12 protein-coding genes and 1 pseudogene are annotated in these 13,789 nt (G+C 38.5%); 8 read left to right on the top strand and 5 right to left on the bottom strand.

What is annotated here, in order from left to right:
* The first annotated feature begins 15 nt into the window (after nucleotides 1-15).
* The 3 genes from cpaB (at nucleotide 16) to dnaX (ending at nucleotide 3,594) form a co-directional block, all read left to right on the top strand.
* Nucleotides 16-630, top strand: coding sequence for a metalloprotease secretion chaperone CpaB (gene cpaB, locus AC5YCE_RS07565; RefSeq protein ID WP_496171587.1), 615 nt, complete (start codon nucleotides 16-18; stop codon nucleotides 628-630).
* A gap of 93 nt (nucleotides 631-723) precedes the next feature.
* A complete protein-coding gene (locus AC5YCE_RS07570; protein ID WP_496171588.1) occupies nucleotides 724-1,185 on the top strand; it encodes a copper resistance protein NlpE N-terminal domain-containing protein in 462 nt (153 codons plus the stop codon).
* Nucleotides 1,186-1,347: 162 nt separating this feature from the next.
* On the top strand, nucleotides 1,348-3,594 hold the full coding sequence (gene dnaX, locus AC5YCE_RS07575; protein ID WP_496171589.1) for a DNA polymerase III subunit gamma/tau: 2,247 nt from the start codon (nucleotides 1,348-1,350) through the stop codon (nucleotides 3,592-3,594).
* A 34-nt stretch (nucleotides 3,595-3,628) separates the two neighbouring features.
* On the opposite strand, the pseudogene AC5YCE_RS07580 reads toward dnaX, so the two are convergent.
* The 3 genes and pseudogenes from AC5YCE_RS07580 to AC5YCE_RS07590 form a co-directional block, all read right to left on the bottom strand.
* Nucleotides 3,629-3,970: pseudogene (locus tag AC5YCE_RS07580) on the bottom strand (acyl-CoA thioesterase); the annotation flags it as partial.
* 144 nt (nucleotides 3,971-4,114) lie between these two features.
* Nucleotides 4,115-4,240, bottom strand: coding sequence for a hypothetical protein (locus AC5YCE_RS07585; protein ID WP_496171590.1), 126 nt, complete (start codon nucleotides 4,238-4,240; stop codon nucleotides 4,115-4,117).
* Between the two features lie 21 nt (nucleotides 4,241-4,261).
* On the bottom strand, nucleotides 4,262-5,419 hold the full coding sequence (locus AC5YCE_RS07590; protein ID WP_496171591.1) for an iron-containing alcohol dehydrogenase: 1,158 nt from the start codon (nucleotides 5,417-5,419) through the stop codon (nucleotides 4,262-4,264).
* A 111-nt stretch (nucleotides 5,420-5,530) separates the two neighbouring features.
* Here AC5YCE_RS07590 and AC5YCE_RS07595 point away from each other — a divergent pair, with 111 nt between their 5' ends.
* From AC5YCE_RS07595 to AC5YCE_RS07615, 5 genes are all read left to right on the top strand, one after another.
* Nucleotides 5,531-6,037, top strand: a complete 507-nt coding sequence (locus tag AC5YCE_RS07595; RefSeq protein ID WP_496171592.1) for a low molecular weight protein-tyrosine-phosphatase — start codon at nucleotides 5,531-5,533, stop codon at nucleotides 6,035-6,037.
* Between the two features lie 132 nt (nucleotides 6,038-6,169).
* Nucleotides 6,170-7,207, top strand: coding sequence for a UDP-N-acetylmuramate dehydrogenase (gene murB, locus AC5YCE_RS07600; protein WP_496171613.1), 1,038 nt, complete (start codon nucleotides 6,170-6,172; stop codon nucleotides 7,205-7,207).
* 12 nt (nucleotides 7,208-7,219) lie between these two features.
* On the top strand, nucleotides 7,220-8,359 hold the full coding sequence (locus AC5YCE_RS07605; RefSeq protein ID WP_496171593.1) for a YdcF family protein: 1,140 nt from the start codon (nucleotides 7,220-7,222) through the stop codon (nucleotides 8,357-8,359).
* A complete protein-coding gene (locus AC5YCE_RS07610) occupies nucleotides 8,359-9,387 on the top strand; it encodes an alpha/beta hydrolase (RefSeq protein ID WP_496171594.1) in 1,029 nt (342 codons plus the stop codon). The genes AC5YCE_RS07605 and AC5YCE_RS07610 overlap by 1 nt, the downstream gene beginning before the upstream one ends.
* A gap of 44 nt (nucleotides 9,388-9,431) precedes the next feature.
* On the top strand, nucleotides 9,432-10,775 hold the full coding sequence (locus tag AC5YCE_RS07615) for a hypothetical protein (RefSeq protein WP_496171595.1): 1,344 nt from the start codon (nucleotides 9,432-9,434) through the stop codon (nucleotides 10,773-10,775).
* A 9-nt stretch (nucleotides 10,776-10,784) separates the two neighbouring features.
* Here the strand turns inward: AC5YCE_RS07615 and AC5YCE_RS07620 are convergent, their stop codons facing one another.
* A complete protein-coding gene (locus AC5YCE_RS07620; protein ID WP_496171596.1) occupies nucleotides 10,785-12,455 on the bottom strand; it encodes an FMN-binding glutamate synthase family protein in 1,671 nt (556 codons plus the stop codon).
* 129 nt (nucleotides 12,456-12,584) lie between these two features.
* Entirely contained in the window at nucleotides 12,585-13,757 is a 1,173-nt protein-coding gene (locus tag AC5YCE_RS07625) for a ribosomal protein uL16 3-hydroxylase (protein WP_496171597.1), read from the bottom strand.
* Between the last annotated feature and the right edge of the window lie 32 nt (nucleotides 13,758-13,789).

Below are 13,789 nucleotides of genomic sequence, written 5' to 3' on the forward strand. Positions count from 1 at the left end.
AGTTATCCATAAGCAATGAATAAAACAATTTACTTAATCCTTGTGGTGGCTACATTGGCTGCCACAACATTAATTTATTTTAAACCTGAGACGCATTCAGTGGATGAGTTTGAGGTCAAAGAGCAATCTTCTGATTCTAAAATTGACGTGGATTTGAGCAATCGTCATGGTGAGGAGAATCCATCTTTAAATGATGAAAAGATTGAGCAACATAAAATTGATAAAAATCTTATATCCGCCATAGAGCCGAATGCACTGAGAACTCATCTGATTCCAGCGCATTTTAAAAATCCTGAAGCAGGTTTTTTATTCAGCTTTAATATAGATAATATGGCGGATAAACAAGTGGGCGATCGAATTGAACTGAAAATGTTGCAATTTGATCTTCATCGTACTGCGATAATTCAATCTGTCGATCAATTAGATCAAGATATTATGAAATGGCGAGGGAGCTTTGAGGGTTATCCTGAAGACTTAAATTATTTTACGATTACTCAGAGTAAAGATGATCGCTACGCGATTTTAAAAGTTTTTACAGATAAGGGGAGTTATATCGCTGAAATTAAAGATGGAATTGGTTTGGCAAAGCCTGAGGATGTATTAATCAATGATGGACTAGAATCACACTAATCAGTTCATCTTGACGAAAAGCTGGTATTTCGATACTTGCATCGGCAATAAATTATGTTATTTTTCGCTTTATTTACTTTTTTGTAGTCTCACATGCAAAAGTCAATTTTCATTCCATTGATTGCGCTTACTGCAATGGTCGGCTGTGGCGAACAAACTGTTACATCGGAAACTACAAGCACTGTAAAACATCAAGGCTTTGAGAAGAAAGTTGTGATTCCTGACTGGGTTGGAAAGTATCAGGGCACGACGCCGTGTATGGCGTGTATTTCTCGATGTGATGAATGTCCTGGGATGTCTGTTGAATTGACATTGAAAGCAGATCAAACATTTGTACTCTCTCGCTTAAGTTTAAGTGGTCACAATGAAATCGAGACTTTGAAAGGTAACGTCAAATTTTCAGATGCCGATCAAACAACATTAGAGCTTGAAAATGTATCTACACGGAATTTAATTTTTGTAGATTTAAAGAATAATGTACTCGAGATTTTAGAAGACAAAACTTCGAATGCTTATGTGGCATTTGATGATTTTTCGCTTGAGAAAGTAATTTAATCGTCATTTAAAGGGGGAGATTTTAACCCTTTTTTGTTTGATTTTCGCTTTTATGAACTGTTTATTCGTTTTCATACGCATCACTTAACAAGAGAATTCGCAATCCGCATTCACTCTTGAATAAAAAAACAGTATGCTTAGACCTGTATAAAGGGAGCATCCATGTATCAAGTACTTGCACGTAAATATCGTCCACGTAATTTTATCGAACTCGTTGGTCAAAACCATGTATCACGTGCATTAACCAGTGCTTTAGAACGTGGCAGATTGCATCATGCCTATCTGTTTACAGGAACACGTGGCGTAGGTAAAACCACGATCGCGCGTATTCTTGCAAAATGTTTAAACTGTGAGACCGGTGTAACTTCGACGCCGTGTGAAGTGTGTCCAACCTGCACAGCGGTGAATGAAGGTCGCTTTATTGATTTAATCGAAATCGATGCTGCATCACGTACCAAGGTCGAAGATACGCGTGAATTACTCGACAACGTCCCTTATGCACCAACGCAGGGTCGATACAAAGTATATTTGATCGATGAAGTACACATGCTGTCAACGCATTCCTTTAATGCATTACTTAAGACATTAGAAGAACCACCCGAACATGTGAAGTTTCTGTTTGCGACGACAGATCCACAAAAACTACCCATCACAGTAATTTCACGTTGCTTACAATTTACTTTACGTCCTTTGGCTGTCGATGAAATTACAGCGCACTTGACCAATATTTTAAATAAAGAAGACATTCAAGCAGAGCAAGATGCGATTTGGCAAATCGCAGAATCTGCTCAAGGTTCCTTGCGTGATGCCTTGTCGCTTACAGATCAGGCGATTGCCTATGGTCAAGGTGCGATTCAACATCAAGACGTCAAAGAAATGTTGGGATTGATCGATCGAACCATCATTTTTGATTTGATTTTAGCGATTCATCAAAATCAACAACAACGCGTGAGTGCCTTGTTGATGCAGTTTAGACAGCAGGCACTCGATGTTTCTTTGGTTTTAGACCAGTTTATATCGACTTTGCATGAATTGGCGCTATTACAGTACTTGCCTGATCTTAGCTTAAAATATAGTGCCGAAATTAATGCCAAAATCATGCAACTTTCGGGCTTGATTTCTGCTCAAGATCTTCAGTTGTATTATCAAGTTGCTTGTAAAGGACGCGCAGATCTACAGTTGGCGGTGACTCAAGAACAGGGCTTTGAAATGTGTGTGTTGCGCTTATTGGCGTTTAGACCCATGCAACCTAATGAAGTAAGCGTACAGCAAGCTAGTCAGGTTTCAAACTCGCAAACTTCAGTTCAAGAGGAATCAGTACAAGCATCAAGACAAGAATCAAGACAAGAATCAAAAGCAGTTTTATCAGCAGTAACGGAACCATCAGTATCATCTGCAACTGTCCAACGTGCTTCTAAAGATCAAAGTATAGTGTCTCAAGATAAATCAGTTGCTCAGGGTGAGATTCAGGATCAACAGCATTTAACGTCAAGCGTTCATAGCTCACATGAAGCAAGCTTTGATCAGGATGATGAATATAATGAAAATGCAGACTTAGATCATGCACTGAGCCAACGTCATGATCCGAATGAGCCAAGTAGTGATGACTATCTTGATGATGAAAATGATCAATCAGTAACAGATGCCGACATAAGTTCTGCGCAAGGATTAGAAGTTGCAGTTGCCAATAATCAACACGGCGTATCGACTGAAGATGCTTTAAGTCGTCAAAGCCCTACGATTGAAATCGCCAATCTTGAAAGTGCTCAGATCGAGAAATCTGAGGAGCCGAATGATGAAGCACCTGAACTTACCTTCTTTGGTGATGCACCTGTTGCTCCAGAATCGAAGGAATCATCATTAGGAAATGCCAATGATGATGTTTTTTTCTTAAATCCTGAAGTTGAAAACGTTGTTGCCAATGCATTAGGTAAACAAGAACCGTCATTTACTCAAAATACAGTGTCTGATCTTGGATCTGATTCAACTTTAATGCCGCAGGATATTTTAACTTTAAATCATCAAAATCTTGATGGTGAATGGAATATAGACAAGTGGGAATATTGGTTCCGTAATAGTCAATTATCTCCTGCCGTGCAAGAGTTGGCGCAACAAGGGATGATGACCGGCGAAATCAATGGCACGAGTATTTTCCATATTCCACAGAAGTACGAAACAATTCTCAATCAGTTCCAGCATATGCTTGAAAATGAATTGAAAGCGCAATGGTCGAATACACGATTTAGTGTGGTGTACCAAGATGTTATCGAGCAGACACCGTATGCCAAACAAGCTGAACGTAAAGTGAGAGCCCATTCAAGAGCCAATGAGCTATTAGCTCAAGAAGAGGCTGTACAAAGTCTAATGGCGATGTTTGACGCTGAAATTCATAACGTACAGCTGAAATGAGTTGGTATTTCACTTGGATTAAATAAAATGGATTTTAAGTTGATTCATTGATGAAGAATGATGATAAAGCATCTCGCATTTCCTTAGAAATCGGGGTGCTTTTTCTGGTATTTCGATCTACAAATACATGGGTGAAATAACCCTGTGCAGAGGCCTCATTTTGACCTTGTTTGAAAATAGCTAAGTCATAGGTTAGAGAGGAATTGCCGATTTTACGAATGGCTACACCAACTTCAATGATTTCGGGATAAGACAGCTCTTGCATGAATTGACAATGAGATTCAACGACTAGACCTATAGATGGTGATTGGCGTACATCAAATCCAGATTTTTGAATCAGTAAAGCATTGGCTGCTGTATCGAAATAACTATAATAACCCGAATCCTGCTTAAGGCAATGAGACAATTCATCTTAAGATTTATGCATCATTTTGATCATAAAAAAGTATTTACCTTGATCTGATAGCACTAAAAATTAATCATAAAATTACATTTAGCTTATGATTTTAAAGAAAAATCCTTATCCGCGATTCGGGTTATAATAAGTCACATTGTTGACATGACCATACATGTCGTTATCTGCCCAACGTGTTTGTATTGGAAAGATAAAAGAATAATGTTGTCGAGTGCGAATGTTCGGTTTCATAAAATCTTTCAAATGAATGTGTTAATAAATCGCTTTATAAATGTTTAATGCATCATTAAAGGTCATTTGTTTTGGATTGTTTTGCAATAATCGAGTTTGTTGCATGGCGTCATGGGCTAATGTTTCTAATTGATTTTCTTTCACATTTAATTCACTGAGTTTTAATGTCAGTCCGCTATGGTCTAAGTGTCGTTGCATATGATCGATAAATAAATCACATAAACCATCGGTATTGCCTTTACTATAAGGGTCCATCCATTGGATGAGTTCAGCGTAGTCTCGTTTGGCTTCAGAGGCATTAAACTTTAAAACCTCCAATAGCACTAGAGCATTGGTGTGACCATGAGATAGATGAAAATGTCCACCCAGCGGATAGGCAAGTGCATGCACAGCTCCAACCGGTGCATTCGCAAATGCCTGACCCGCAAGCATTGAACCTAAAAGCATATTTTGACGAGCTTCAAGGTTATGACCATCGTCCAACACCAGTTTTAAATTTTTATTGAGTAGGCTTAAAGCTTGCTTCGCCAGTAAATCTGCATAAAAGTTTTTCTTCATTTTAGAGGTGTATGCTTCTATGGCATGCACCATGGCATCAATACCTGTAGCAGCTGTGATATGTGCAGGTAAATCCTTGGTAAAGTTCGCGTCTAAAATAGCCACGTCGGCATAGAGAATTGGTGAAACGATTCCTGTTTTGGTGGTTTCACCTGTGGTCACGATGGATATCGGGGTGACTTCAGAGCCAGTCCCTGCAGTCGTCGGAACGAGTATCAAAGGCAGACGAGGGGATTTAGCATTTCCAACACCATAAAGGTTTTCAAGAGATTGCTTTTGTTTGGGATCAGAGAGGATCGCGATAATTTTTGCGACATCGAGCGAACTGCCACCGCCAAATCCTAATACAGCATCGACATCGTTGGATTTTGCGAAATTCACTGCTTCGAGTACAACATGTTCAGGCGGATCAGCTTGAACATCTGAAAAAATAAGATATGGTGTAGAAGTAGCATCGAAAATTTCAAGCAGTGGCAAGTGCAACTGTTGTTGAATCATGCCTGCATCAGTAACCACTAACAATTTCTTATATGCTTTATCTTTGAGAATAGGGGCTAATTCTAGGATCGAGCCTAAGCCAGAAATAATATTTGCAACTGTTTGAAATTGAAATGATGCCATTCACGATTCCTTATGCATAATTCAGCATTATTGTTTTACAGTTCTATAGGATTCATCCTTTAAATAACTTAACATATACAACGATAAAAGATATGTACATTTGAGAGAGTTATGACGACGAAAAGGCCATACAAAATTTTATGTGTATGCTTAGGAAATATTTGTCGTTCACCTACTGCTGAAGTTGTGCTTAGACATTTTTGTCAAGCCGAGCAACTTAATGTAGAAATCGATTCTGCGGGTACCAGTAATTATCATCCCAACAAAGCGCCTGACTTGCGTAGTCAGAAGCATGCTCTAAAACATGGTTATGATCTGTCAGCATTACGTGCAAGACAATTGACTGAGCAAGACTTTTTAGATTTCGATTTGATTTTAGCGATGGATATGGAAAATCTTGCCCATATAAAGGCATTAAAGTCTCAGGCTGAACAAAACTTCCCAAGTCATTTAATTAAAGCTCAAATCGCTTTGATGAGTGAGCATGACTTAGATTACCCAAAACATGCCGTGCCCGATCCTTATTATGGTGGAGATCTTGGTTTTGAGCAGGTCTTAGATCAGTGTGAGTCGAGTAGCCAAGCATGGGTTACTTATTTAAAAACGAAACTCAGCTAATCCATATTTATTTGAAAGACTAAACCTTTATTTAAAGATTAAGCCCTAATTAAAGATTTGACCATATTTAAAAGATAATGGTGCTTGTTCTGAATCAGCATCAACAGTTGCGTAGAGTACATATAATTCATGATAAACGTTCAAACCAATGTCCAATTAAAATCACTGAACAGTTTGAGTTTGGATGCTGTTGCATCGCATTATGTTCAAATTCATGATACTCAAGATCTGCTGGAGGCAATTGAGTTTGCCGATAAAAATCAGCTAAATATCATGATCTTGTCAGGTGGTAGCAATATGTTATTGCCAAATCAGATCAGTGCTTTGGTTATTCATATGAATATTCAAGGCAATGAACGTATTGCTGAGGATAATACGACGTATACCCTACGCGTTGGCGCGGGGCAAAACTGGCATGAGTTTGTGCTGTGGACGACTCAACAGAAAATGTATGGCTTACAAAACTTAGCTCTGATTCCAGGTTTGGTCGGTGCATCCCCAGTTCAAAATATTGGTGCGTATGGTGTTGAAGTCGGTGAGTTTATTCACGCTGTTGAAGTGTATAACCGTGACAAGCAAAAGTTTGAATCGATTTTAGCTGAAGATTGTGATTTTTCTTATCGTCACAGTGTTTTTAAAGCCGATCCGACTCGCTATATCATTACGCATGTTGTATTTAAGTTATTAAAAAATCCGGATTTAAAAATCCAATATGGTGATTTAAAAGCAGCCATGGCAGACGATTTAAGTCCTGAAAATTTACAGAATCAAGTCATTCAAATTCGTCGTAGTAAATTACCTGATCCAAAAGAATTTCCAAATGCAGGTAGTTTCTTTAAAAACCCTGTGATTCAAAACTTTGAATATGAAAAGCTGGCATTGAAATTTCCCAATGTGCCGCATTATCCACAGGCGAATAACACGCAAAAAATCGCTGCAGGTTGGCTGATTGATCAAGCAGGTTGGAAAGGCAAACAACTTGGAAATGTAGGAATGTTTAATAAACAAGCACTTGTATTGGTCAATTATGCTGATGCAAATTTACAAGATGTACAAACAACCTATCGCGCTGTACAGCAAGATGTGTTAAAAAAGTTCAGTATTCAACTTGAACCTGAGCCTGTACTTTTTGACTCGATGGGTTTAATTCGACCACATACCAACAATTGATATAAGGGTGTTATGTCTAAACAGCATTGGATGATTTCAATCGTACGCGTGATGGCGCTTTTATTCGTGCTTTTAGGTTCTCTCTTGGTTTTTTGGTATACGCCATTTTATTCGAATCTAGTCGTTAAAGCGCTAAATACCTTTGTCCCTGTAAATGTGGATGTTGTGGCTGCTCAAAGTCAGCAGATGGCTGCACTGACCGATCATGCTGATTATGAGCCGGGATCAAGGTTGTGGATTGCGCGCCAAGCTTATTTGGATTTGATGGAGCAGGCGATCCAAAATAAGAAAATAGAAGATCTTGTTTTGATTCAAACCCGCTATCAAATATTGTTGGATGAAATTAAGAACACGCTGAAAGATAATAATCAGCAACAGCCTAAAGACACGCCTAAGATTCCTGTTGTCGCTGCTGTAGAAAGTGCAGAGATTTCAACACCTGCAAGTGACGTGAAAAATGATGAGCAAGAAGAATCTATTCAAAATTTAAAGGAAAGTGCTGAGGATAAGGCTTTAAGAGAAACCTACACTCAATTTCTTGAAACCCATCCTATAGAGGTAACTTCCTTACAGTCTGTAGATGATCAGACTTATAAAGATATTGCATTAATTCAGAGTCAAGGGGATAAGAAAAAAGCGAGTTCAGAACCGCATGCCATTGTGACTTTGGGTGGTGGACTAACGTTGGGTAAAAATAAAATAGATATCGTGGTCAATGAATACACACGCTTACGGCTTGAGAAAACGCTTGAAGTCGAAAAAGAAAGTAAATTGCCGATTGTACTGAGCGGTGTGGAAGCGCCTTATATGCAAGCTTGGTTGAAAAATTCAGGCGTGGAAGCTAATCTATTAGAAAATAGAAGTATGAATACCTGTGAAAACACACGCTTTAGCTCATTATTATTACAAAAAAAAGGGGGAGCACCAACCGTGATTTTGATTACCGACCGCTACCATATGCCTCGTACGCGTCGTTTATTTGCACTGAATGGCATTCAGACTATTCCTGTTGAAGCACCAATGCCGACACCCATGACAAAATGGCGACCGAGCTTGCAAAACTACGATCATAGTCGCCGTGCCAACTATGAGATGCTTGCATCAATTCGTGATGTATTATTTGGTTCAAGTGGTTGTAGAGAGGTTCCATAATGGCTGATATTCCTTTTCTCAATCCAAGTGTGTTGACGCAACTAGATTTACCTATTCCAAATCGGAACGACACCCCCTTAACACTTGAGCCTTTAAATTTGAATCGTCCTTATGAACCCTCTAAGGAAATTCAAGCGTACAGACGACTCTATGGTCTAGATCAATTAGAAGGTCATTTTTGGCAAGGTTACGTCAAAATGCCATTATTTAAATTACATGTACAAGTGTATCAACCTATTATTGATCAAATTAAAGGCACCGTTTTTCTATTACATGGTTACTTAGAACACAGTGGTATTTATCAGCCAATCATTCGTGAATTATTAGATCAAGGTTTTAGTGTCATTACATACGACCTACCAGGTCATGGTCTAAGTAATGGAAATGCGGCAAGTATCCAAAATTTTGACCATTACCAACAGGTTTTACATGCGGTACATCAGTATTTAAAGGGAGCAGATCAACTTCCTAAGCCTTGGCTCGGTATTGGACAAAGTACAGGCGCTGCCATTTGGATGCATCATTTATTGGAATACGCACAGCAGCGTAAAAATCCCATTGTAGAGCGCGTGCTTTTATTGTCACCCTTGGTTCGTCCTGCGAAATCAGCGTGGTGGCATAATTCTGTAGGTTTAGGGATTATTCGTCGTATTAAGCGCGAAGTTCCAAGGCATTTTAAACGGAATAATCATAACCCTGAATTTTTACGTTTTGTGCGCCTCAAAGATCCTTTACAGCCTCGAATGATGGGGATGGATTGGATTTTGGCAATGTCTAAATGGATGCAGGAAATGGAGCAACGTCCTGCATGTCGAATTCCAGTTTGGTTGGCACAGGGTGCTCAGGATCAAACGGTCGATTGGCGTTATAATATTGAGTTTATACGTGAGAAATTTAGATTACAGACTTTACTGATGTTGGAGGAAGGCTCTCATCAGTTAATCAATGAAAGAGCAGATATTCGTGCGGCACTGACGGGTTTGATTCCTGCTTTTTTACATGCACAAACGGGTAAGGGCTATTATTAGCCCTTCAATAATGAATAACAACGATATAAATAATCGACCTTTATATGTATAAGCGTTTCAATCTTAATGCTACTCAAGCAAAAATAATTCAACGATCCAATAATACAAAGCAGTCCTCTCTTATTCTTAAACTGAGTAATCACGCTGCATTTAAAATTGATATTGATGATCAAGACAGATTTTATCAAGTGGGTGATTTAATTCAAGTTGTACATGACGATCAATCCAAACAGGTTTACGCGATTTTAAATCATAAAACCAAGCAACTTTATCTCAAACCTCAATTAATGAATGATAACTCACAAGGATTGCGCCATTCTTTTGCGCGTTTTGTTTATATATTTTTAAGTTGTTTTATTTTTATCTTGAGTATGATTATTGCGCATCAGTTAATCAGCTATTGGGATATTTTTTTGGGAAATATTCAAGACTGGCTTTTGCTAATTTTCATCGCCAGCATCGGGATCGGCTTGGCAATATTTACGTTAACTGAAAAGAAAGATCACTCAGCATTGCTTGAAGAAGTGTTTGAACAGCTAAATTTTCCTAAAATAACTCCTGTACAATTACGACATTTCGCTCACACCAATTCATATTTTGAACTCAACAAAATTTTTTTTGATGTCAAAATTCTGATGAGTCTTCATCATCAGTCTAAACATGACATTCAAGCAGCATTGCAACAAGTTTTAAAGCATAAAAATCAATTTGGTTTGATTCAAACAGAAGCTGAAAAGTATAAATTGTTCAAATCTCAAGGCACACTCACCGCAATTCAGATTGAGAAAATTCCATATTCTGCTGAACATAGCGATCCTTTCAACTTAGTTAAATTTAACTTAGATAAATTAGCTTTATATACGTATATAGATGAATTTCATTTAAAAAATAAGACCTCAGTGACTGTCTTATATTCAAATTTAGCAGATAAACAGGGGCGATATATTTGGGCTTTATCAGACCAACATCGATATGTCTATTTAGATGAAGATGTGCTTTTGGACTTGGTGTATCAAATCAATGACAGCTTACTCAAGTACCGTGATTTCAGTGTTTTAGCCCTATGTGTCATCGGTATCATGGCTCTATTTTGGGCTATATTATTTTTAGGAGAAGGAGGATTTATTGATCAGTTCATGTTTGTTTTTTTGCATCTTCTCAGTTTATTGGTTGTGTCAATTCCGCTTTTTCTGATTTACGATTTCATTTATTTAAAAGATTCTTATAGCAAGCATCAGCAAAACATTCACGCCTATGTTGCTGCTCAATTAAAAAAATTATTGGTATTGCCTAATCAGATCACATTTAAAGACTTAGCACCGTATAGAATTCAGCGTAACTTTGAAAATGGCTTGAGTCGAACGGGATTCGATCTCAAGCCAAAGTAGACTCACGTGTTAAAACTGCTCAGCTTTCGCGAGATTCCACATGCGATAATAAAAATTTTTATCATCTTTATTTTCGCAAGTGAGCAGTTCGCCTTCTTTTAACCAAAAATGCAATTGAGCATAGTTTTTGATCTCACGGTCATTTACACGTTGCGCTAAATGATGTGCCTTAATATCGCTTGGATGTTCAAGACCAGCAGCGGCAATCATTTCTGACAAGGCATGCAGCGTATTTTTATGGAAGCTAAAAACACGTTCAGCTTTTGTTGGAACATGAATGGCTTTTTGACGATCAGGGTCTTGCGTTGCGACTCCCACAGGGCATTGGTTGGTATGACAGCTTTGCGCTTGAATGCAACCCACAGCAAACATAAACCCACGTGCAGAATTCACCCAATCTGCACCAATGGCAAACGTACTTGCAATATCGAATGCACTAATAATCTTACCGCTTGCACCAAGCTTAATTTGATCTCGAAGTCCAGCGCCCACTAAAGTGTTATGTGCAAATAGGAGGGCTTCACGTAATGGTGTGCCAATGTTGTCACTAAATTCAATCGGTGCGGCGCCTGTACCGCCTTCAGACCCATCAATTACAATAAAGTCGGGAATGATATTGGTCGCCAACATACCTTTAACTATACTCATGAATTGCCAAGGTTGACCGATACACAATTTAAATCCAACAGGCTTACCATTTGAAAGTTCACGTAATTGTTGAATGAAATGCATCATTTCAATTGGATTACTAAAAGTAGAGTGGGTTGGTGGTGAAATACAATCTCGGTCACGTGGCACGCCACGAATTTGAGAGATTTCTTCAGTAATTTTATGTTTCGGTAAGATCCCACCATGACCAGGTTTTGCACCTTGAGAAAGTTTTAATTCGATCATTTTGATATTGGGAAGGCTGGCTTGCTGAGCGAATTTTTGGGGATCAAATTTGCCTTCTGGGGTACGACAACCAAAGTACCCGCTGGCAATTTGCCAAACGATATCACCGCCATTTTCAAGGTGATATGGGCTTAAACTTCCTTCGCCTGTATCGTGATAAAAACCTCCAAGCTTTGCACCCAAATTCAAAGAACGGATGGCATTTGCACTTAAACTACCGAAACTCATCGCTGAAATATTCATGATCGATGCACTATAGGGCTGAGTGCATTGTTCATTACCAATATTAATACGGAATGTCGTAGGATCAGCAGGGTGTTTAGGTGTCATCGAATGATTGATGAATCGATAATCTTGTTGGTAAACATCAATAATTGAACCAAAGGGTTTATCTGCATTTTCATTCTTTGCACGTTGATAGACCAGACTACGTTGCATTCTTGAAAATGGCAGCGCATCTTGATCCGACTCAATAAAGTATTGGCGAATTTCAGGTCTAAAGTCTTCAAAGAGGAAGCGGAAATGTCCCATGATTGGATAGTTTTTGAGGATGGAGTGTTTATTTTGTAAAACGTCATACAGTCCTAAAAAACTCAATGCGGATGTGATGAGCCATAAAATATTAATGACCGTATCCGACATAAAATAGTAAATATAATGAGGATGATAGAACAATCTTAACCAAGTGATGCTGAGTGCAATAAAAATGCAGGCAAACCAGATGGAGTGTCTTGAAAAAAAGGTGTTGAGTAATTTGTGTCTTATTGCTTGCGCTGGGCTTGCCATTTTTTATTGTTCCAAAAATTTATATTTTCAAATTACGAATAAATCTAAGAATTCGCAAGTATCGAATTGTTCGTTCTAAGCTATCAATAACTTAGAACGAATTTCAATCATTTTGAGTTTGTTTTCTGATTATTCAGCAGACTCTTCTGGCGGTAGGAGCATAATGATCGATGCATTCATTAGCTCAGCGATATTTTCTAAAATATTTTGATCGTACAGCTCTTCATTGAATTCGATGATTTCACCGTCAGCGATCATTTTGAGTTTTGCAGAGAATGCTTCAGCAATATCCATGCGTTCACCATTTGCCCAAAAACGTAAGACACCATCAAACTCGCTATAAAGCAGTCGTGATGCAGGCTCAAGTTTGAGTAAATAACCTTGATCTAGTGCCTCTTCTAAATCACCGACACCAATTTCATCATTTTCTGGAATATTATTTGGATAGCCGGGGCGTGAAATTAAAGTCATCAAGGCTTCATTGAGTGCATTCGGATTTTGCAGTTCTTCCAAAAGTTTTTCACGTAGATATTGAAGTTCTTGTGACGTAATTTCACCAATCGCTGAAGTTTGATCACGTTGAATATCAGCTAAAGGATTTTGAAGGCATTCATCAATCGAAATTGCATCACCTAAGCTATCAACCATATCCGCAATATTTGGCATACGGAAACCGAATGAATAGGTCAAACAGTCATCTTCCGCTACGCCATAATGTGCAAGACCAGGTGGGACATAGAGTAAGTCACCTGGAGCAAGGACTTCATCGAAATTCACGTCAATTTCAGGTAAAAGCTTAAGTGGTTGTCCAGCAACGTATTCTGTAGTTGCATCGCATTGTTGCCCCAACTGCCAACGACGGTGCCCGAAACCTTGTACAAGGAAAACATCGTAGAAATCGAAATGCTTACCTACCGAACCGCCTTTAGGTGCATACGACACCATGATATCTTCACGACGCCATTGAGGAATGAACGGAAACTTTTTCCACATCTCAGATAAATCAAATGAATAGTGGTCAACAGCTTGAACCAACAATGTCCATAATTTTGGCATCTTTTGAAAGTCAGCTTTAATTAATGGTGAAGATTTCACTGTCCATTGATTTGGATCACGGTCTTTCTGTTTAATTAGGCGGGCACTCATTTCATCTTCAAGTGCCAGTTCCATCACGTCATTAGGTTCTAAAATTCCTGTAATTTCAGGAATAGCATTACGAACTAAAAGTGGTTTTTTTTGCCAATATTCTGAGAGAAATTGTTCAGCGGTAATTCCGCCAAGGACGTCTAAAGGTTGAGACATGGGATCGAACTACATATGAAATTTGGAGTATT

This window comes from Acinetobacter sp. CY79, from assembly GCF_059515845.1.